Source organism: Streptococcus mitis (assembly GCF_003942765.1).
Lineage (GTDB): Bacteria > Bacillota > Bacilli > Lactobacillales > Streptococcaceae > Streptococcus > Streptococcus mitis_BE.
This window is the reverse complement of the sequence record NZ_RJNW01000008.1, coordinates 1-21,777: the sequence shown is the minus strand read 5'-3', so window position 1 is coordinate 21,777 and position 21,777 is coordinate 1. Positions and strand designations below refer to the sequence as shown.

General features: G+C 42.7%; 16 protein-coding genes and 2 pseudogenes. 10 read left to right on the top strand and 8 right to left on the bottom strand.

Annotated elements, in window-relative coordinates:
• Positions 1–13: 13 nt before the first annotated feature.
• From fabF to D8849_RS09745, 6 genes are read left to right on the top strand one after another with little or no spacing between them, the layout of a single operon-like run.
• A complete protein-coding gene (gene fabF / locus D8849_RS09770; protein WP_125386953.1) occupies positions 14–1,249 on the top strand; it encodes a beta-ketoacyl-ACP synthase II in 1,236 nt (411 codons plus the stop codon).
• 2 nt (positions 1,250–1,251) lie between these two features.
• On the top strand, positions 1,252–1,737 hold the full coding sequence (gene accB / locus D8849_RS09765) for an acetyl-CoA carboxylase biotin carboxyl carrier protein (RefSeq protein ID WP_125386952.1): 486 nt from the start codon (positions 1,252–1,254) through the stop codon (positions 1,735–1,737).
• The gene (fabZ, locus tag D8849_RS09760; protein ID WP_000565512.1) at positions 1,734–2,156 is read left to right on the top strand and encodes a 3-hydroxyacyl-ACP dehydratase FabZ; all 423 of its coding nucleotides are present in this window, start codon (positions 1,734–1,736) and stop codon (positions 2,154–2,156) included. Before accB ends, fabZ begins: the two co-directional genes overlap by 4 nt.
• 11 nt (positions 2,157–2,167) lie before the next feature.
• Positions 2,168–3,535, top strand: coding sequence for an acetyl-CoA carboxylase biotin carboxylase subunit (gene accC, locus D8849_RS09755; RefSeq protein ID WP_061589556.1), 1,368 nt, complete (start codon positions 2,168–2,170; stop codon positions 3,533–3,535).
• Positions 3,536–3,571: 36 nt separating this feature from the next.
• Complete coding sequence (accD, locus tag D8849_RS09750) at positions 3,572–4,438, top strand: acetyl-CoA carboxylase, carboxyltransferase subunit beta (protein WP_125386951.1); 867 nt, start codon at positions 3,572–3,574, stop codon at positions 4,436–4,438.
• Positions 4,435–5,202, top strand: coding sequence for an acetyl-CoA carboxylase carboxyl transferase subunit alpha (locus D8849_RS09745; protein ID WP_125386950.1), 768 nt, complete (start codon positions 4,435–4,437; stop codon positions 5,200–5,202). Before accD ends, D8849_RS09745 begins: the two co-directional genes overlap by 4 nt.
• Positions 5,203–5,467: 265 nt before the next feature.
• On the opposite strand, the gene nusB is transcribed toward D8849_RS09745, so the two are convergent.
• From nusB to gatC, 8 genes are all read right to left on the bottom strand, one after another.
• Positions 5,468–5,893 (bottom strand): transcription antitermination factor NusB, encoded by a 426-nt coding sequence (nusB, locus tag D8849_RS09740; RefSeq protein ID WP_000203638.1) that lies wholly within the window; start codon positions 5,891–5,893, stop codon positions 5,468–5,470.
• The gene (locus tag D8849_RS09735; protein WP_020902992.1) at positions 5,886–6,275 is read right to left on the bottom strand and encodes an Asp23/Gls24 family envelope stress response protein; all 390 of its coding nucleotides are present in this window, start codon (positions 6,273–6,275) and stop codon (positions 5,886–5,888) included. Before D8849_RS09735 ends, nusB begins: the two co-directional genes overlap by 8 nt.
• A gap of 21 nt (positions 6,276–6,296) precedes the next feature.
• Complete coding sequence (gene efp, locus D8849_RS09730) at positions 6,297–6,857, bottom strand: elongation factor P (RefSeq protein WP_000568643.1); 561 nt, start codon at positions 6,855–6,857, stop codon at positions 6,297–6,299.
• An 81-nt stretch (positions 6,858–6,938) separates the two neighbouring features.
• On the bottom strand, positions 6,939–8,060 hold the full coding sequence (locus D8849_RS09725) for an SPFH domain-containing protein (protein ID WP_125386949.1): 1,122 nt from the start codon (positions 8,058–8,060) through the stop codon (positions 6,939–6,941).
• Positions 8,061–8,069: 9 nt separating this feature from the next.
• A complete protein-coding gene (locus tag D8849_RS09720; protein WP_125386948.1) occupies positions 8,070–9,035 on the bottom strand; it encodes a zinc-ribbon domain-containing transport protein in 966 nt (321 codons plus the stop codon).
• 87 nt (positions 9,036–9,122) lie between these two features.
• The gene (gene gatB, locus D8849_RS09715) at positions 9,123–10,565 is read right to left on the bottom strand and encodes an Asp-tRNA(Asn)/Glu-tRNA(Gln) amidotransferase subunit GatB (protein ID WP_060627640.1); all 1,443 of its coding nucleotides are present in this window, start codon (positions 10,563–10,565) and stop codon (positions 9,123–9,125) included.
• Positions 10,565–12,031 carry an Asp-tRNA(Asn)/Glu-tRNA(Gln) amidotransferase subunit GatA gene (gene gatA, locus D8849_RS09710; protein ID WP_125386947.1) on the bottom strand — a complete coding sequence of 489 codons (1,467 nt, stop codon included), beginning with the start codon at positions 12,029–12,031 and terminating at the stop codon, positions 10,565–10,567. Before gatA ends, gatB begins: the two co-directional genes overlap by 1 nt.
• Positions 12,031–12,333: an Asp-tRNA(Asn)/Glu-tRNA(Gln) amidotransferase subunit GatC gene (gatC, locus tag D8849_RS09705; protein WP_000705419.1), complete on the bottom strand. Its 303-nt coding sequence runs from the start codon at positions 12,331–12,333 to the stop codon at positions 12,031–12,033. Before gatC ends, gatA begins: the two co-directional genes overlap by 1 nt.
• A gap of 165 nt (positions 12,334–12,498) precedes the next feature.
• Here gatC and D8849_RS09700 point away from each other — a divergent pair, with 165 nt between their 5' ends.
• The 4 genes and pseudogenes from D8849_RS09700 to D8849_RS10855 form a co-directional block, all read left to right on the top strand.
• Positions 12,499–13,191, top strand: a complete 693-nt coding sequence (locus tag D8849_RS09700) for a YwaF family protein (protein WP_049552708.1) — start codon at positions 12,499–12,501, stop codon at positions 13,189–13,191.
• A 143-nt stretch (positions 13,192–13,334) separates the two neighbouring features.
• Positions 13,335–14,879 (top strand): peptide chain release factor 3, encoded by a 1,545-nt coding sequence (locus D8849_RS09695; protein ID WP_125386946.1) that lies wholly within the window; start codon positions 13,335–13,337, stop codon positions 14,877–14,879.
• Positions 14,880–15,792: 913 nt separating this feature from the next.
• Positions 15,793–19,731 (top strand): annotated as a pseudogene (locus D8849_RS10830) (accessory Sec-dependent serine-rich glycoprotein adhesin); the annotation flags it as partial.
• Positions 19,732–19,956: 225 nt separating this feature from the next.
• Positions 19,957–21,777: pseudogene (locus tag D8849_RS10855) on the top strand (hypothetical protein); the annotation flags it as partial.

Genomic DNA, 21,777 nt, shown 5'->3' with positions numbered 1-21,777 from the left:
AGAGGTAAAAAAGATGAAACTAAATCGCGTAGTAGTAACAGGTTATGGAGTAACATCTCCAATCGGAAATACACCAGAAGAATTTTGGAATAGTTTGACAACTGGAAAAATCGGAATTGGTAAAATTACAAAATTTGATCATAGTGACTTTGATGTGCATAATGCGGCAGAAGTCCAAGATTTTCCTTTTGATAAATACTTTGTTAAGAAAGATACCAATCGTTTCGATAACTATTCTTTGTATGCCTTGTATGCAGCCCAAGAAGCTGTTAATCACGCTAATCTCGATGTAGAGACTCTTGATAAAGATCGTTTTGGTGTTATCGTGGCCTCTGGTATTGGTGGAATCAAAGAAATTGAAGATCAAGTACTTCGCCTAAATGACAAAGGGCCAAAACGTGTGAAACCATTGACCCTTCCGAAAGCCTTGCCAAATATGGCTTCAGGAAATGTTGCTATGCGTTTTGGAGCAAACGGTGTTTGTAAATCCATCAATACTGCCTGCGCTTCATCAAATGACGCGATTGGGGATGCCTTCCGCTCAATTAAGTTTGGTTTCCAAGATGTTATGTTGGTAGGTGGTTCAGAAGCCTCTATCACACCTTTTGCTATCGCTGGTTTCCAAGCCCTAACAGCTCTCTCTACTACGGAGGACCCAACGCGTGCTTCTATCCCATTTGATAAGGACCGTAATGGTTTTGTCATGGGTGAAGGTTCAGGTATGTTGGTTCTTGAAAGTTTGGAACACGCTGAAAAACGTGGCGCTACTATCCTTGCTGAAGTGGTTGGTTACGGAAATACTTGTGATGCCTACCACATGACTTCACCACATCCAGAAGGTCAGGGAGCTATCAAGGCCATCAAATTAGCCTTGGAAGAAGCTGAGATTTCTCCAGAGCAGGTAGCCTATGTCAATGCTCACGGAACATCAACTCCTGCTAATGAAAAAGGAGAAAGTGGTGCGATTGTAGCTGTTCTTGGTAAGGAAGTACCTGTATCATCAACCAAGTCTTTCACAGGACATTTGCTGGGGGCTGCGGGTGCAGTAGAAGCTATCGTAACAATCGAGGCTATGCGTCATAACTTTGTACCAATGACAGCTGGAACAAGTGAAGTATCAGATTATATCGAAGCCAATGTCGTTTATGGACAAGGCTTGGAGCAAGAAATTCCATACGCTATTTCAAATACTTTTGGTTTTGGTGGCCACAATGCAGTTCTTGCTTTCAAACGTTGGGAGAATAAATAACTATGAATTTAAACGATATTAAAGACTTGATGGCCCAATTTGACCAGTCAAGTTTGAGAGAATTTTCTTATAGAAATGGGACGGATGAGTTACAGTTTAGCAAGAATGAAGCTAGACTTGTGCCTGAAGTTGCACCTCAGGTCGCTCCTGCGCCTGCTGTAGCAACACCAAGTCCAGTAGCTTCAACATCTGCTCCAGTAGAAACTGTAGTGGAAGAAGTTCCTGCTTCAGTTGAAGCAAGTGTGGTTGCTGAGGGAGATGTTGTAGAGAGCCCACTTGTTGGGGTGGCTTACTTGGCTGCTGGTCCAGATAAACCTGCCTTCGTTTCAGTTGGTGATAGTGTTAAAAAAGGTCAAACACTGGTTATTATCGAAGCCATGAAAGTCATGAATGAAATTCCAGCACCTAAGGATGGTGTGGTAACAGAAATTCTCGTTTCTAACGAAGAAATGGTTGAGTTTGGTAAAGGATTGGTACGTATCAAATGATCGATATTCAAGGAATCAAAGAAGCTCTTCCCCACCGTTATCCTATGCTCCTAGTAGACCGTGTCTTGGAAGTGAGCGAGGATACTATTGTTGCCATCAAAAATGTGACCATCAATGAGCCCTTCTTCAACGGTCATTTTCCTCAATACCCTGTCATGCCAGGTGTTCTGATCATGGAAGCATTGGCGCAAACAGCTGGTGTCTTGGAGTTGTCAAAACCTGAAAATAAAGGAAAACTGGTCTTTTACGCTGGTATGGACAAGGTTAAATTCAAGAAGCAAGTTGTACCAGGTGATCAATTAGTTATGACGGCAACGTTTGTAAAACGTCGCGGTAGCATTGCCGTGGTTGAAGCAAAGGCTGAAGTGGATGGCAAGCTTGCAGCTAGTGGTACTCTTACCTTTGCAATAGGGAACTAAGGAGGTTCTCCATGTTTCGAAAAATTTTAATTGCCAATCGTGGTGAAATTGCGGTTCGTATTATCCGTGCGGCGCGTGAATTGGGCATTGCGACGGTGGCGGTTTATTCAACTGCTGATAAGGAAGCTCTTCATACGCTTTTGGCAGATGAAGCAGTTTGTATTGGCCCTGGTAAGCCAACAGAGTCTTATCTCAATATTAATGCGGTTCTATCAGCTGCAGTTTTGACTGAGGCAGAAGCTATTCACCCAGGTTTTGGATTTCTCAGTGAAAATTCCAAATTTGCGACCATGTGTGAAGAAGTTGGTATCAAGTTTATCGGCCCATCTGGTCATGTCATGGATATGATGGGGGATAAGATCAATGCGCGCGCTCAGATGATCAAAGCAGGTGTGCCTGTCATTCCAGGTTCGGATGGAGAAGTGCATAACTCTGAGGAAGCCTTGATTGTTGCTGAAAAAATTGGCTATCCTGTTATGCTCAAGGCTTCAGCAGGTGGAGGTGGTAAAGGGATTCGTAAGGTTGAAAAACCAGAAGACCTCGTTTCCGCCTTTGATACTGCTTCAAGTGAAGCCAAGGCCAATTATGGCAATGGTGCCATGTATATAGAGCGGGTTATTTATCCAGCTCGTCATATTGAGGTTCAAATCCTAGGTGATGAGCATGGACATGTGATTCACTTGGGTGAACGGGATTGTTCTCTTCAACGGAATAACCAAAAGGTTTTGGAAGAAAGTCCTTCGATTGCAATCGGAAAAACGTTGCGCCATGAAATCGGTGCTGCTGCTGTTCGAGCGGCAGAGTCTGTTGGCTATGAGAATGCAGGGACCATTGAGTTTCTTCTTGATGAAGCTAGCGGTAAATTCTATTTTATGGAGATGAATACTCGTGTACAAGTAGAACATCCAGTAACAGAATTTGTTTCAGGTGTGGATATCGTTAAGGAACAGATTCGCATTGCGGCAGGTCAACCTCTGTCTGTTAAGCAAGAAGATATTGTTCTAAGAGGACATGCTATCGAGTGTCGTATCAATGCAGAAAATCCAGCCTTTAACTTTGCTCCAAGTCCAGGTAAGATTACTAATCTCTATCTGCCAAGTGGTGGAGTTGGCTTGCGCGTGGATTCAGCAGTTTATCCAGGTTATACCATTCCGCCTTATTATGATAGTATGATTGCTAAAATCATCGTTCACGGTGAAAATCGTTTTGATGCCTTGATGAAAATGCAGCGTGCCCTCTATGAATTAGAGATTGAAGGAGTGCAGACCAATGCAGATTTCCAGCTTGACCTCATTTCAGATCGCAATGTCATTGCTGGAGATTATGATACTTCCTTCTTGATGGAAACCTTCTTACCCAAGTATCAAGAAAAAGAATAAAATGACTTCAAGAGTTTAAACCGAAAAGGGGAATCAATGGCTCTATTTAGTAAAAAAGATAAGTATATTCGAATTAATCCCAATCGTTCGGTTAGGGAAAAACCTCAAGCCAAGCCAGAGGTTCCAGATGAATTATTCTCCCAGTGTCCAGGCTGTAAGCATACCATTTATCAGAAGGATCTGGGAAGTGAGCGTATCTGTCCGCACTGTAGTTACACCTTTCGTATTTCTGCCCAAGAACGCTTGGCTCTGACGATTGATATGGGAACCTTCAAGGAATTGTTTACAGGGATTGAAAGCAAGGATCCCTTGCATTTCCCTGGTTATCAAAAGAAACTAGCAACTATGCGTGAAAAAACAGGTCTGGATGAAGCCGTTGTGACAGGAACAGCTCTTATAAAAGGTCAGACTGTGGCTCTTGGGATTATGGATTCCAACTTTATCATGGCTTCTATGGGTACGGTTGTAGGTGAAAAAATCACTCGTTTGTTTGAGTATGCGACTGTCGAAAAATTGCCAGTTGTTCTCTTCACAGCCTCTGGTGGCGCCCGTATGCAGGAAGGAATCATGAGTCTCATGCAGATGGCCAAGATTTCTGCAGCAGTTAAACGCCATTCAAATGCTGGTCTCTTTTATCTGACCATTTTGACAGATCCAACGACAGGTGGTGTGACAGCTTCTTTCGCTATGGAAGGCGATATCATTCTGGCTGAACCACAGAGTTTGGTCGGTTTTGCTGGGCGTCGTGTGATTGAAAACACGGTTCGTGAAAGCTTACCTGAGGATTTCCAAAAGGCAGAATTTCTATTGGAACATGGCTTTGTGGATGCTATTGTCAAAAGAAGAGATTTGCCAGACACCATTTCTAGCCTAGTCAGATTGCATGGAGGGAGTCCTAGATGAATATTGCAAAAATAGTCAGAGAAGCGCGTGAGCAGAGTCGCTTGACAACTTTGGATTTTGCGACAGGCATTTTTGATGAATTTATCCAATTACATGGTGACCGTTCTTTCCGCGATGATGGTGCAGTTGTTGGTGGTATTGGCTGGCTTGGAGACCAAGCTGTAACAGTGGTTGGTATACAAAAAGGCAAGAGCTTGCAAGACAATCTAAAACGGAATTTTGGACAACCGCATCCAGAAGGCTACCGCAAGGCCCTACGTTTGATGAAACAGGCTGAAAAGTTTGGCCGTCCAGTTGTGACCTTTATCAATACTGCAGGTGCCTATCCTGGTGTGGGAGCGGAAGAACGTGGTCAGGGAGAAGCTATTGCTCGCAATCTCATGGAAATGAGTGACCTGAAAGTTCCTATTATCGCCATTATTATCGGTGAAGGTGGTTCAGGAGGGGCTCTGGCTCTAGCAGTCGCAGACCGTGTCTGGATGCTGGAAAATTCTATCTATGCCATTCTCAGCCCAGAAGGCTTTGCTTCCATTCTATGGAAGGACGGCACTCGTGCCATGGAAGCAGCAAAACTGATGAAAATCACCTCACATGAATTGTTAGAAATGGAAGTGGTGGACAAAGTGATTTCTGAAGCAGGACTTTCTAGTAAAGAACTGATTAAGAGTGTCAAAAAAGAACTCCAAGCCGAACTAGCCATGCTTTCACAAAAACCGCTAGCAGAGTTGTTGGAAGAGCGTTACCAACGATTTAGAAAATACTAATACTCTTCGAAAATCTCTTCAAACCACGTCAGCTTCGCCTTGCCGTATATATGTTACTGACTTCGTCAGTTCTATCCATAACCTCAAAACCGTGTTTTGAGCAGCCTACGACTGGCTTCCTAGTTTGCTCTTTGATTTTCATTGAGTATAATTCTTTAGAATACGCAAAAACTAGAACTGATTGCCAGTTCTAGTTTTTATGTGGCTCTTACTTTATATCAAGGGGAAAGTCAAAAGGTGCTTGGAAGACCAAACACCTTTTCGATTATTCATTTTCTTCAGTTACAAATTGACTAAGCAGTCCGTTGATAAAGCGGGCTGATTTTTGATCTGAAAAATTTTTAGCAAGTTCAATGGCTTCATTGACTGCTACCAGCTGAGGTGTATCAAATGATGTGATTTCAAAGATACCTAAGCGTAGTAAGTTTTTTTCGACCAAGGTCAAGCGTTCAACTGTCCAGCCTGACTTGAGGTGCTGGTTGATTTGTTTATCCAACTCGTCTTTTTGAGCTTGAACGCCAGAAACCAAGTTCAGAAGAAAGGCAGGGATTTGCACATCTGCATCTTCACGGTCATGCGTGTAGGCAAAGTGACAAGCTGTTTCCATATCTGTGCCGAATTCAAGGCTCATAAGAGCTTGAAAAGCGCATTTACGAAGTTCGCGTCTAGATTCTAATAATGGACTAGTCATTGAGGAAGTCCTCGTTAAATAGATCTTTCAACTCAGGTTTTGGTGTTTTATCTGGAACGATTCCTGCAACATGGATGTTGACAGCAGAAAGTTCCACATCAGCCATATCACGAACAGCATCTTTGACTGCTTTTTGAATAGCAAGAGCAACTTTTGGTACTTTCACACCGTACTCAAGATAGAGGTAGATGTCAGCAGTTAGTTCTTCGTTGCTTTCTTTTAAGTAGACGCCACGACCAAGAGAGAGTTTTGATAGGGTATCAGATACGGATTTATTTGAAAATGAGTGGACACCATCAACTTTAGCAGTTGCGATGGCAATGATTTTTTCAAGTACACGTGGAGCGATAACGATTTCGCCAAATTGTTCTTCAATTCCCATAGAATGACCTCTTTCTAGAGATTAGGCACGAGAAACGTAAGTTCCTTCTGCAGTGTTGATGATCAATTTTTGTCCAGCTTCGATGAAGTCAGGAACGTTGACAACAAGTCCAGTTTCCATAGTTGCTGGTTTACCAGAACCTGTAACAGTAGCACCTTTGATAGATGGTTGTGTTTCAGCAACTGTCAATTCAACAGTAGTTGGTACAGTTACACCGATTACTTCAGTTCCGTAGAATTGGATTTTCACATCAGAGTTTTCAAGGATGTAAAGCAATTCATTTTCAACGTTTACGACTGGGATTTCGTATTGGTCGTAAGTTTCAGTGTTCATGAAGTAGGCAGTTTCATCCATTTTGTACAAGTATTGAGCTGGAACAGTTTCGATAATAGCTTGTTCGAATTTTTCTTCTGGACGGTAGCTTGTATCAAATGTAGAACCAGTACGGACATCACGCAATTTCATACGCATGATTGTGTTCCCTTTACCTGGTTTGTGGTGGCTAGCTTCCAAAACGCGGATCAATTTTCCGTCTGCAGTTTCAAATGTCATACCAGCTTTCAATTTGCTTGCTTCAATCATGTTTTTACCTCTTTAATAAATATTGTTACTCTTTATTGTACCATAAAACGCAATAATTCTCAAATATCAGATTAACTTGAGTTAGTTGACAGGTACGATATTTCCTTCTTCATCTTTGGTTACGAGAACATACTTGCCGTCTACCTCGATGTAAAAGTTCTTACTTGCAGTTTGCCCATTATTTTGAATAGGAGCTTGAGTTTGTTGGTTGAGTTGCCCGCCAAGCGTTTGTCCCAGATTCATTCCCATAATTATGTTCATACCATTGCCATTGCCTTCATTGTTTGCAGCAACGATGAGAGCTTCGTTACGGGCACGACGTTCTTCAATCTCAATCGTATTGTATTTCATAGCGACTAGTTCGCTATCAAGTTTACGAATAATATTCAAGCTTTCTTGGTCATAGCTCAAATCTTCAAGCAGGATATTGGTTGTTTCAATTCCGTAAAGTCCCGTCCATACCTTGTTAACTTCTTGTTTTGCTAGATCGTTGAAAGTATCTTGATTGGCATTAAGACTATAGATATCAACTCGGTTTTCGTTTGTAAATTTGGCGATTGCAATAGCAATTTTAGGAGAGATATTTTGTCTGAGAGTTCCCTGAGCGATATCTTTCAGGGTAAATGCTCTATGATCTTCAATTTGTTGACTGATGGAGCTGACATAAAATAGGACTGGATCAGCAACTTTGATATCAAACAAGCCGTAGAAACGAATATTGAGCAATTGTTGATAGCGTTCACTGAAATACTCTACGGCGTTTTGAGTACCAAATTTATTACCTGCGATGGGTTGCATACGGATAAAGATGATTTCCTGTTGGGTAATGACTTGACCACCAAAAGAGAAGCGGTTTTTGAAATTTTCCCAAGTACCCTTTATACCACCCTTTTCAAGAAGCCAGGCATTATCTTCAGAACGCCATTCGTGGCTACCAGCTTCTAAGACATCGCCAAGGAAGGTTCCGTTGTTGACAAGAATAGCTACATAACCTTGTGGAACAATGACTACAGAACCATCTGTTAAAAGTCCAGTATTTTGGTTGCTTTGTCTAGAAGTGCCGTCAGGATCTTTTGTAAGAAGTTGTCCTTTAATGGCCAAGGCATCAGCTGTTAGGTCATTTGGAAGAACAATAGCTTCTTTAAATTTGCTATCGTTGAAACTATTAAGCCCTGAAGATAGGGCGGCACGAATAAATCCCATAATTTCCTCCTAATTATAAAGTTCGTCTTCATCCACAACATCGTAGGTATCGAGTACCCATTGGTTTGGACTGCGTGTTAGATCAGCATCGCAATAGTCACATTTACTGATAGCAGAGATTTTCAATGGGGCACCACAGTTTGGACAGTGGTCACTGATGGCTTCATCACTGACATTTAGTTCAGTTTGACTTCCGTGTTTACGGATAAAGTTCATTTGATAGACTGTAAACAAGTCCTCTTGAGGATCACCTTCGATGACACGTTTGCTTTGGTTTTCAATGACATAGTCCCTGAGTGTAGATGACAAGATCACAACAAGGGTATCGTTACCATCAGGATTTTCGTAGAAATCTTTAATGCGAACATTTTCAACATAGACTTTTTCTAAAACATTAGTTGTTTTCGCCCGGATATGATCTTCGAGTTGTATACTATGTTGGGAATAAAGGCTGGTACTTTCAAGAGAGCGAGCCAAATTCCAATCCTTTTTAGTCCAGGCTGCCTGTAACTGAATATAGACTTCTTTAACCCATGAAGCGAAAGCATCGGCATCAAAGTTTGGATCGCCATATTTAACACGACTAGTAGCTAATGTATTGTGTTCAACTCGACGATGGTTTTGGGGATTATATACAGTAGCGCTACTATAGGATTTTTCTGATGAGCTTTGATTACTTTTATTCTTTAGAACTAAGACAACTACGTAAACACCTATTAAAAAGACTACAATTCCGTACAACTCTTGCTCAGAGTAACTCGAACTATAGGAACCGTCTCCAGAACTGTAGCTACTTCTGTAGGAAGAACTACCGCTATTACTGCTACTGGAACGGCTTCGGCTACCATTTGAACTGGAGCTACTACGGCTAGAGCTACCACTTCGAGAATGTCCTACCCCTGCATCGATGGATTGCATCGGTGTAACGAAAAGGAGTAGTAAACAGGTGGTGAGAAGAGTATATAACTTTTTCATATGTCTCCTAACTATATGAATGCATACTGCAAGCCATCAGAACTGCTAATTTTTTAGCAGTCTGGTGTCAGTTATACTTTAAATGAGTTACTCATTTTTCAACTTTGCCAATTCTTGTGCAAGTAGTTTAAGGGCGACTTGTGGGTTGGCTTGGCCTTTGGTTGCTTTCATAAGGAAGCCTGTAAAGGCCTTATCTGCGTTGCGTTTACCTGACTTGAAGTCGGCAACTGCGGCTTCGTTATCCGCAAAGACTTGGTGGATAATTGGAATCAAGACAGCTGGATCTGAGATTTGAACCATGCCTGCTTTCTCAACGTATTCACGCGCTCCGCCGCCATTTTTAGCAAGGTGGACAAAGACTTTCTTAGCAATCTTAGAAGAGATAGTACCGTCTTCGATGATGGCAATCATTTCAACCAAGTTTTCTGGTGTCAATTCGATTTGTTCTAGTGTCTTGCCTTCAGCGTTCAAGAACTGAGCGACTTCCCCTTGGAGCCAGTTAGAGACTTGTTTGGCATCACCACCAAGAGCAACAGCTTTTTCAAAGAAGTCAGAAGTGACTTTATTTGCAGTCAACTGGCTAGCATCGTAGTCTGACAAGCCGAGGTCAGAGACGTAGCGAGCACGGCGTTCTTTTGGAAACTCTGGCAATTCAGTACGCATTTCCTCAATCCACTCATCTGAAATTTCAAAGAGTGGTAGGTCGGGTTCTGGGAAGTAACGGTAGTCTGCAGCACCTTCCTTGACACGCATGAGGATGGTTGCCTTGTTAGCCTCATCGTAACGGCGTGTTTCTTGACGGATTTGACCACCTGAGCGAAGGATTTCAGCTTGACGTTGAACTTCGTATTCAAGACCTTTGCGAACGTTTGAGAAGGAGTTGAGGTTTTTCAACTCAGTCTTCGTACCGAATTTCTCTTGACCATAAGGACGAAGAGAGATGTTGGCATCCACACGCATAGAACCTTCTTCCATCTTAACGTCAGAAATACCAGCGTACTGGATAACTTCCTTGAGGGCTGTTAGATAAGCATAGGCTTCTTCTGGGGAACGCATATCAGCTTCAGATACAATCTCAATCAATGGCACCCCTTGGCGGTTGAGGTCAACATAAGAGTAGCCATCTGTACCGTGGGTGTTTTTACCAGCGTCTTCTTCTAGGTGGGCACGTTCGATACCGATTTTCTTAGTTGTACCGTCTTCTAGCTCCACTTCAATCCATCCATTGTAACCAATTGGTTCATCAAACTGAGAAATTTGGTAGGCTTTGGGATTGTCAGGATAGAAGTAGTTCTTGCGGTCAAAGTGCATCTTTTTGTGGATGTCCATATTGAGGGCAAGAGCAGCCTTGATACCGGCATCAACAACACCTTTATTGAGAACCGGAAGTACTCCTGGGAAAGACCAGTCAATCACGTTAGTGTTGGCATTTTGGTCATTTCCAAAGTGGGCAGAAGTAGGTGAGAAGATTTTTGAATTGGTGTTGAGCTCTACGTGGACTTCAAGTCCAATGACTGTTTCAAAGTTCATTAGTTATCACCTCCAAAAATCACGGGTTGTTGTTTGTGGTAGTCTGTTGTCGCCTCAAAAGCAGCAGCAGCTTGGTAAATGGTTTCCTCAGAGTACTTAGGACCAATCAATTGGAGACCGACAGGTAGACCTTGAGAGAATCCAGCAGGAATCGAAATTCCTGGTAGACCAGCTAAGTTGACTGGGATGGTCAAGAGATCAGCCAAGTACATGGCAACTGGGTCGTGGTTGAGTGAATCCAAGTTATAGGCAACACTTGGAGCAGTTGGTCCCAAAATCAAGTCATAATCCGCGAAGACTTTTTCGAAATCTTGGATGATGAGGGTACGGACCTGACCAGCTTTCTTGTAGTAAGCATCGTAGTAACCTGATGAAAGACTGAATGTGCCAAGCATGATACGGCGTTTCACCTCTTCACCGAAACCTTGGCTGCGGCTGTTTACATAGATTTCATCAAGGTTGGTCGCATCCTCTGCGCGGTAGCCGTAACGAATGCCGTCAAAGCGTTGCAAGTTTGATGAAGCTTCAGATGAAGCGATGATGTAGTAAACGGCAACACCGTATTTAGAGTGAGGAAGGCTGACTTCTTCGACAATAGCACCAAGTTTTTCAAAGTGTTTAGCGGCATTCAGGATAGTTTCCTTAACCTCTGGGTCAATCCCTTCACCAAGGTATTCTTTAGGTAAAGCGATTTTCATGCCCTTGATGTCTTGACCGATTTTTGAAGTAAAGTCGGCAATGCGGACAGGAGCAGAAGTAGAGTCTTTGGCATCTTCGCTGGCAATCGCATTGAGCAAGAGGGCGTTTTCCTTAACAGTAGGAGCAAAAGGTCCGATTTGGTCTAGCGAGCTACCGAAGGCAATGAGACCGAAACGAGAAACTGTTCCGTAGGTTGGTTTGAGACCAACAATTCCGTTGAAGGCAGCAGGTTGGCGGATAGAACCACCAGTATCAGAACCAAGTGACAAGCGGACTTGTCCTGAAGCTACAGCTGCGGCAGAACCACTTGATGAGCCACCAGGAACCTTGCTGTGGTCCCAAGCATTTTTAGTGGCACCGTAGTGTGAAGTCTCACCAGAACCGCCCATTGCAAACTCGTCCATGTTAGTTTTTCCTACGACAATCATGCCTTTCGCTTTTGCATTGGCAACGGCTGTCGCATCAAAAATTGGCTCGTAGTTGTAGAGCATTTTTGAAGCAGCAGTTGTGAGAATACCGTCTGTAGAGATGTTATCCTTAACTGCAAGTGGAATTCCTGAAAGGACATTATCAGCGTCAATTCCAGCTTCATCAATGGCTTTGGCTTGAGCAAGTGCTTGCTCTTCAGCTATGGTAACAAAAGCGTTGATAGCTGTCTCGCGAGACTTGATATTTTCAAGCGTAGCTTGGGTTAATTCTGTTGCAGAAATTTCCTTAGAGACAAGGAGATTGTGCAAGTCTTCAATGGTTTTATTGTGGAAAGTCATTAGGCATCTCCTCCATCGTCTAGGATAGCTGGTACCTTGATATAGTAGTTGTCTTTTTCAGGTACGTTTTTAAACAAGCGATCACGGTCTGTTCCTTCTTCGGCCACATCAGGGCGGAGTACAGTCTTGCGGTCAGCCATGGTCGTAGTAGGTGCGACACCGGTTGTGTCTACTTCGCCCAGTAATTCAACCATGTCTACAATCTTGGACAAGGTAGTTGCAAAGGCAGCAGTTTCTTCTTCAGAGAATCTTAATTTTGAAAGATTGGCAACGTGTGTTACCTCTTCTTGCGTAATTTTCATCTTGCATCCTTTCGTGAAATGATGATTTTGAGTCTGTTCTATTTTACCATATTTTCCTATAAATAAGGGAGCCAAACTGAAAAGAAATAGAAATTGAAAAATCGTTTTTAATTCGCTATAATAGTTAAACTAGAAAAAAGAAAAAATAAGAGTTAGGATAGAAACATGTTCCATCAATTTATCACCAGAACTCAGACAGTCCCTCCTCCCATTTCACTTTTTTGGTATGGGGTTATGATGCTGGTCTTAATGCTTTGTATTTATGGGGCACTTGCTTATCACAAAAATCCGAAATTTGTATACTTGTTTAAGGGGATTCAGATCCTCCAGTTGCTAGCACTCTATAGTTGGTATGTTGGTTTTGGGATTCCCTTTTCTAATAGCCTTCCATTTTATCATTGCCGTTTAGCTATGTTTGCTGTGGTTTTCTTGCCCGATAAATGGAAAAGCAAGCAGTACTTTGCCCTCTTAGGAGCAAGTGGAGCTGTCTTTGCACTGGTTTACCCAGTTTTTGACCCCTATGACTTCCCCCATATTACCAGTTTTTCATTTTTGATTGGGCACTATGCCCTTCTAGTAAATTCCTTGGTCTACTTGATGAATCACTATGACAAGAGCCTACTCAAGAAATATATGATTGTAGTCTATACCTTTATCCTCAATCTCTTTCTAGTTGGGGTTAATCAGGTGACTGGTGGGAATTATGGCTTGTTAAATAAGACACCTTTTATTCCTGATGCCCCCCTGTGGCTAAAGTACCTACTTGTGTCCGTCATCCTTTCACTGGCTCTGGTTCTTTTTGATATCTTGTTCAAAAAACGGTGGAAAAAGAGAAACCAGGTGAAATCAGTGCTCTAGCTAACTTTTTTCATCGGATGAGCAATTGAAAAACTACTCAAAATCCGATATAATGGAGTGTTGAAAGGAATGGTAAAATCCAATGTAAAAATCATTCTTAGCTATTGAAACAAGAAAAATAGAGAATCAAAGAAAGAGAACTTATGAATATTCAAGAAGAAATTAAGAAACGTCGTACCTTTGCCATCATCTCCCACCCGGACGCGGGGAAAACTACCATTACTGAGCAGTTGCTCTACTTTGGGGGCGAGATTCGTGAGGCTGGTACCGTAAAAGGGAAGAAAACAGGGACGTTTGCCAAGTCTGACTGGATGGATATCGAGAAGCAACGTGGGATTTCGGTTACTTCATCTGTGATGCAGTTTGACTACGATGGTAAGCGCGTGAATATCCTCGACACACCAGGGCACGAGGACTTTTCAGAAGATACCTATCGTACCTTGATGGCGGTGGATGCTGCGGTCATGGTCGTGGACTCTGCCAAGGGTATCGAGGCCCAAACTAAGAAATTGTTTGAAGTTGTTAAACACCGTGGCATTCCCGTCTTTACCTTTATGAACAAGCTGGACCGTGACGGTCGTGAGCCATTGGACCTCTTGCAAGAATTGGAAGAAGTCTTGGGAATTGCTAGTTACCCTATGAACTGGCCGATTGGGATGGGGAAAGCTTTTGAAGGCTTGTATGATCTCTATAATCAACGCTTGGAACTCTACAAAGGGGATGAGCGTTTTGCCAGTCTAGAAGATGGGGACAAGCTTTTTGGTAGCAATCCTTTCTACGAGCAAGTCAAGGATGACATTGAACTTTTAAATGAAGCTGGGAATGAGTTTTCAGAGGAAGCAATCCTTGCTGGAGAATTGACACCTGTCTTCTTCGGCTCAGCCCTTACTAACTTTGGTGTGCAGACCTTCCTTGAGACCTTCCTCAAGTTTGCTCCAGAACCTCATGGTCATAAGAAAACAGATGGTGAAATTGTGGATCCTTATGATAAGGATTTCTCAGGATTTGTCTTTAAGATCCAAGCCAACATGGACCCTCGTCACCGTGACCGTATCGCCTTTGTCCGTATCGTTTCGGGTGAGTTTGAGCGCGGGATGAGTGTCAATCTGCCTCGTACTGGTAAGGGGGCTAAATTGTCTAATGTTACCCAGTTTATGGCGGAAAGTCGTGAGAATGTAACCAATGCCGTGGCGGGTGATATCATCGGGGNTTATGATACAGGTACTTATCAGGTTGGGGATACATTGACTGTTGGCAAAAACAAGTTTGAATTTGAACCACTGCCAACTTTTACACCTGAAATTTTCATGAAAGTTTCCGCTAAGAATGTCATGAAGCAAAAATCCTTCCACAAGGGAATTGAGCAATTGGTGCAAGAAGGAGCCATTCAGCTTTATAAGAATTACCAAACAGGCGAGTATATGCTGGGTGCTGTTGGTCAACTCCAGTTTGAAGTCTTTAAACACCGCATGGAAGGCGAGTACAATGCAGAAGTGGTTATGAGCCCGATGGGTAAAAAGACCGTTCGTTGGATCAAGCCTGAGGACTTGGATGAACGGATGTCATCAAGTCGCAATATCTTGGCCAAAGACCGTTTTGACCAACCAGTCTTTCTCTTTGAAAATGACTTTGCCCTCCGTTGGTTTGCGGACAAGTATCCAGATGTAGAGTTGGAAGAGAAGATGTAACTCAGTACCAACAATTGGAACTAAAGTTCCTAATTGTTGGACGCTAGTCGCTATTTGGCGAACTAGCTAACTGCCTTACTAACTACGTTTGGCAAATGAAATCGATTTGCCAAACTCCGTGTCGTAGTTCAGTAAATGTATTTGATTGTGTAACAATCTAAGTAACTAACGCCAAGTTTCTATGGAACTTGGCTAGGCGCTCCACTAGTAAAGTTTTACGAATATTGTCGATTCGTAAAACTTTACGTCGTAACTGGTAGGAAGTAGTCTAGCTAACTGCCTCACTAACTGAGTTTTACAAATGGAATCGATTTGCCAAACTCCGTGTCGTAGTGTAACAATCGGTTTACCTAAATGCTTTACTAGGAAAAATCCACGAATGGTATCAATTCGTGGGCTTTTCTGTCGTGACGGGGAGATAATGGCCTAGCTAACTAGAAAAAACATCAATAGAATGCCCATGATTATAACCTAATTGTGGGCATTTTTGATAGGAGTTACAGGGAGAATCGAGTTGATTCGAAGCAATTTTTTATGAAAATCTATTGTCACAAGATGTACTTCGATAGTATTTTTTGCATTACATTATGAATTTATCAATGAAACATGAATAGTCAAGTTTTTATATTTTGTTTATATAATATGTTAAAAATCCGAACGTTATATACTTTTTACTACTAAAATAAATTTAGCTATATATATTTTAAAAAGTTATTTGAGGCTTTTTATACAAAGGTATTAGATGTTGTTAGAGAATTTATAAATGGTTCGATATTTCAAAATATTTGAATGGTAATATTATATAAAAATATATCAAATTTCTTGACAAGCGTTTGCATTTAAAGTATACTTTAAAGGTATGATTAAAATAGGGTGGATTGTCCACTTTTGGTATGTAGGGAAAGGGTAAAACATGTTTTTTAGACGTCAAAAAGGTGAGTATAGAGAAACCGATCGAGTGACGCGGTATAAGTTAATCAAATCAGGAAAACATTGGTTGCGCGCTTCAACCTCTCTTTTTGGTTTGTTCAAGGTCTTGCGTGGTGGTGTAGATACGACGCAAGTCATGACAGAAGTAGTAGAGGATAAAGTAAATTCTTCTATTACAGGTTTGGATATTATCAAGGGACTTGCCGCCACAGGGGCTGTTTTAGGTGGTAGTGTTGCTACTCAAACAAAAGTATTTGCAAATGAAACAGTAGCCGTGGAAAAAACACTGGAAAATCCAGATCTTTTGGTTACAAATGATACAGTAGTTTTGGGTACGACATCTCTAAGTAACTCGGAAAATTCTGCTAGCTTGTCTACTTCTATAAGCGAAAGCGCTTCGATTTCAGAATCAGCTTCTACTAGCACCTCGGCTAGTACTTCAGCCAGCACCTCAGCAAGTGCTTCCGCTAGTACGTCAGTTAGTGCCTCAGCTAGCACATCATCTTCAGCTAGCACTAGCGCTTCAGACTCTGCAAGTATGTCAACTAGTTTGAGTCAATCTGCTAGCCAAACAAGTAGTGTGTCAACATCTGTAGGAGCTTCCTCAGAAAAAACTGTATCTGAAATTCAAGATGAGAAGAAAGTATCGACTCAAAATGAATCAAAGGTTGACAAGATTGATTCATCAATTTTGAAGCCTGCTACTATTGAGTCAAACACTGTTAAAACAAATTCAGATACAACAAGTTTAGTTGGTGCGACAGCTGCAACCTTGTCATCTGTAGAAGCCTCTGTAAAGAAAAATGAAGAAAATCGTAAGAAGTTAACCAAGCTTTCAGCTGAAATGGGCGAATACCTAGCGAAGGCTGCTGGTTTACCAAACACTGATTCTGCAATTACTAAGGTAAATGCAGCAGTGACAGCTATTGAAAAAGCCTTGGCAGATCCAATGAGTGACTGGACAGAGGTGGTGCAAAAAGCTACCTTGGCTCGTAATTCTATTGTCAATGCTGTTTTGAGAGCCAACTCAGGTGCGCGTGATGCCCGTAATGGTCAAGCTATGTTACGTGATACTTCTCTTCGTGCAAGTTGGGCTCCTTCTCAGAGTGACGGGCGTATGACGGTAAGTAGTCCAGTTGCTACTTTTGATAAGACTACTGGTATCGCAACGTACACCATGGATGTTCAGGCGAGTAGTGCTTTGCACAATGTTGGTGTTAAGATAAATGTCGGCCGAGGAGGTCATGTCCAAAGTGCAACATTTAATGGCAACTCTATGGAGAAAACCTACACTCAGGGTTCCGAAATTGTTTATAATTACAGACATGGACAAAATAGAAACTTAAGTGGTAGGATTGAAGTCAGAGTTAAATACGATAACAATGTGCCGACTGCAGAGGCTGATATGCAGGTGCAGGTTAGCTCAGCCCCTATTGGGCAAAATACTCAAGGGAATGCTTCTAGAGTTCAATCGGCAAGTGTTTCGACAGGGTATGCTGCATCAAAACCGACACCTGCACCTTCTGTAAATAAATCAGGTCCAATTATCCAGAATAATAATGGAACTCATTTCGATGTTTATAATGATGATTATTTCGTTCATAATCTTCCTATTTTAAAAAATGGAGCTAGTATCCGCCAATACGGAATTATCAAGCAGGATGCCATTCCTGGAGTCACTTATGGCGGACAATTGATGGGTCAAGAAATAAATCGACCTAATCCGAGATATAATCCTTACGTTGCTAGTACTGGAAGCCCATGGTTAAATCAAAAAGAGGAAATTAAAAATATTGGAACGGGTATATCGGGTACTGTAGGTAACGGTGAGGCATCTGCTGAAGTAGGAAAAACCTATAGCTATAGTATTGGTGCACTAGATTGGGGGAATAAATCATCTCAGACTACTCTTACCTACACCATCAAAGGTTTCAACGAGCGCCATGATGTTCAAAGTGGAGATGTTGTTCAGGTTAAGGATTTGGAGCATTTAACAAAGCAAGAAATTGCAGAAGTTTATAATAATTTTATTAATAATGCAGCCAATAAACGTGATTTACTATCTAATCAAGACCTTACTAAAGATGTATCAAATTCAAACGTAACTTCGGACGCAAATGGTACCGTTTTAACCTTCCCAGGAACGAAAGCTAAGATTGAAGTTTCAACAAATGGTACGATTACAGTTACCTATCGTGATGGAACTACAAGTACTATCAATGCAGCCTTGGAGAAATACAATCCAATTGCCAAAGTCCCTAAAGTCTATACCTATATTGGTGAGCAGGCTGGTGACTTGGCGGATGCAAGTAACTTTATCCAGCGTGCTAACGGTAAAGCATTCCCTAATGGAACAAATATCACTTGGAAACAAGGGGCAGGAATTAATACATCAGAGACAGGTTCTAAACAAGCTATTGCCCATATCGAATATCCAAATGGTGGAAGCGAAGATGTTACTGTAGATTATGAAGTTCTGGCGACAATTAAACCTAAAGGTCCAGTAAATGATATTCAAGGAACGCAACCTCATAATGGAACAGTTTGGCATAATTATGTTGATAAAGAGGGAACGGCGGGATATCCAAGTGGTGCAAGCCAAGCTTGGAGTAAAAATGGTCAAGTGGTTTCTAGCTCGCCTATCAATACAACTGATACAGGAAGAAATACCTACCAAGTGACCTTTACCTATCCGGTAGGTCGTATGGGGGAGAATGACTCTAATAAATTAAGTCATACAGTTAATGTTGTCCATGATGTCTATAAGTTTGAATCAAATCGTTCTTATACTTTCACACAGAATAAAACAGATGATCCAGCTTATAAACAAGCAGTGGCAAATCCTAAAGAAGCGGTTACAAAAGTATCTGGAAGCCCAGAGTTTAATGCAGCAAACACTAATTACAAATGGGTCAATGGTGCACCGTCACTCACTGAGGTAGGAACCTTTACTAAGGAAGTAGAAGTAGAACTACCTGCAGATTCAACAGGGGTCAGAGTTAAACAGAATGTCCCCGTTACTGTGAAAGTAAAGCCACAAGCCCCTGAAATTGCAGCTGATTCAGTGAATGAAAAAGGTGGTTTGCCAAATCGTTCAATTGTTGTAACGAATGTGACACCTGGAGCTCTTGTAACCTTGACTTTAGCAGGCTATACGTTCGAGAAAAAAGCGAAGGACAACGAATCAAGCGTTACCTTTGAACCTGCTGATCTGAAAAAAGCATACGACGGCAATAATGGACTCTTACCTACAGGAAATGTAACGGTTAAACAAGAGAAAGTTGTAACGACTCCTTCTGGAGGAACAGAGACCCTTACTTCTGCCACAACTACTAAGACCATTACTAAAGAAAATGTAGCTCCAAATCCTGAATTTGAAATCTATGTCAAGAATGATAAGACTAAAAAATGGGAAAAGCTTTCTCCGAAAAATAATGTCCGTCCTGGCACGAGTGGATACGAGATTTTTGCCGGAGATGAAGTTAAAGTTGTCTTGAAGGGTTCAGATAATAGTGGCAAACTTAGAGATTTGAAACTTTATGATGGTATTTCAGATAAAGATAGAATATTCCAAAAAGGATATTCTTCGAATGATGATGCGCCAGGATTTAAGAATACACCAACGAATGCTCCTGCTACTTTAGAGTATACAGCTTCTTATAATGCTAATCAGAAATATGATGATAAAAATAAATGGAATCTCGGAACCAAAGTTGTAGACTTGTCTGATAACGAAGCACGTACTCTGACAGTAGTTGTTGCGCAAGGTAAATTGAATGAAAGATTCCCAGGTAAGAAGCCGTCAGTAGTCTTCCAAGTTGAACATCCAAACGCTCTGAACCAGCGTGAGAAAGATAAAATCTTGGCAGCTGTGAAAACAGCCAATCCAGAGACTGCCAACCGTATCAGCAGTTATTCTATTGCAGAAAATGGAACGGTAACTATCACTTATAAAGATGGAACGGTGAATACGGTAACACCGGATATATCAGATTCAGATTACCGTGCATCAGTGTCAGCAAGCACAAGCGCGTCAGTATCAGCATCAACCAGTGCCAGCCAAAGTGCCTCAACAAGTGCATCTAAGTCCGCATCGACAAGTGCGAGCCAATCAGCAAGCACATCAGCAAGTCAGTCTGCATCAACAAGCGCTTCAGCTTCAGCATCGACAAGTGCTTCAGCATCAGCGTCAACAAGTGCATCGGCCTCAGCGTCAACAAGCGCATCGGCTTCAGCATCGACAAGTGCATCAGCATCAGCGTCAACAAGCGCGTCGGCTTCAGCAAGTACTAGCGCATCGGCTTCAGCAAGTACTAGCGCATCGGCTTCAGCATCGACAAGTGCATCAGCTTCAGCAAGTACAAGTGCATCAGCTTCAGCAAGTACAAGTGCATCGGCTTCAGCATCGACAAGTGCCTCAGCTTCGGCATCAACAAGTGCGTCGGCTTCAGCAAGTACTAGCGCATCGGCTTCAGCATCGACAAGTGCCTCAGCTTCAGCAAGTACAAGTGCTTCAGCTTCAGCATCAACAAGCGCATCGGCTTCAGCATCGACAAGTGCCTCAGCTTCNGCATCAACAAGTGCGTCGGCTTCAGCGTCAACAAGCGCATCGGCTTCAGCAAGTACAAGTGCATCGGCCTCAGCGTCAACAAGCGCATCGGCTTCAGCAAGTACAAGTGCATCGGCCTCAGCGTCAACAAGCGCATCGGCTTCAGCAAGTACAAGTGCATCGGCTTCAGCATCGACAAGTGCATCAGCTTCAGCAAGTACAAGCGCTTCAGCTTCAGCGTCAACAAGCGCGTCGGCTTCAGCAAGTACAAGCGCATCGGCTTCAGCAAGTACAAGTGCTTCAGCTTCAGCATCAACAAGCGCATCGGCTTCAGCAAGTACAAGCGCCTCTGAGTCAGCCTCAACAAGTGCGTCAGCTTCAGCAAGCACATCAGCTTCTGAGTCAGCATCAACAAGTGCATCAGCTTCAGCAAGCACATCGGCCTCTGAATCAGCAAGTACATCAGCTTCAGAATCAGCGTCAACAAGTGCATCAGCTTCAGCAAGCACATCAGCTTCTGAGTCAGCCTCAACAAGTGCATCAGCCTCAGCAAGCACATCGGCCTCTGAGTCAGCAAGTACATCAGCTTCAGAATCAGCGTCAACAAGTGCATCAGCCTCAGCAAGCACATCGGCCTCTGAATCAGCGTCAACAAGTGCATCAGCCTCAGCAAGCACATCGGCCTCTGAATCAGCAAGTACATCAGCTTCAGAATCAGCCTCAACAAGCGCATCGGCTTCAGCAAGTACAAGCGCCTCTGAGTCAGCAAGCACATCAGCTTCTGAGTCAGCCTCAACAAGTGCGTCAGCTTCAGCAAGCACATCAGCTTCTGAGTCAGCCTCAACAAGTGCATCAGCTTCAGCAAGCACATCGGCCTCTGAATCAGCAAGTACATCAGCTTCAGAATCAGCGTCAACAAGTGCATCAGCTTCAGCAAGCACATCAGCTTCTGAGTCAGCCTCAACAAGTGCATCAGCCTCAGCAAGCACATCAGCTTCAGAATCAGCGTCAACAAGTGCATCAGCTTCAGCAAGCACATCAGCTTCTGAGTCAGCCTCAACAAGTGCGTCAGCTTCAGCAAGCACATCAGCTTCTGAGTCAGCATCAACAAGTGCGTCAGCTTCAGCAAGCACATCAGCTTCTGAGTCAGCCTCAACAAGTGCGTCNGCCTCAGCAAGCACATCGGCCTCTGAATCAGCATCAACAAGTGCATCAGCTTCAGCAAGCACATCGGCCTCTGAATCAGCGTCAACAAGCGCATCGGCTTCAGCAAGTACAAGTGCATCAGCTTCAGCAAGCACAAGCGCTTCAGCTTCAGCGTCAACAAGCGCGTCGGCTTCAGCAAGTACAAGTGCTTCAGCTTCAGCATCAACAAGCGCATCGGCTTCAGCAAGTACAAGCGCCTCTGAGTCAGCCTCA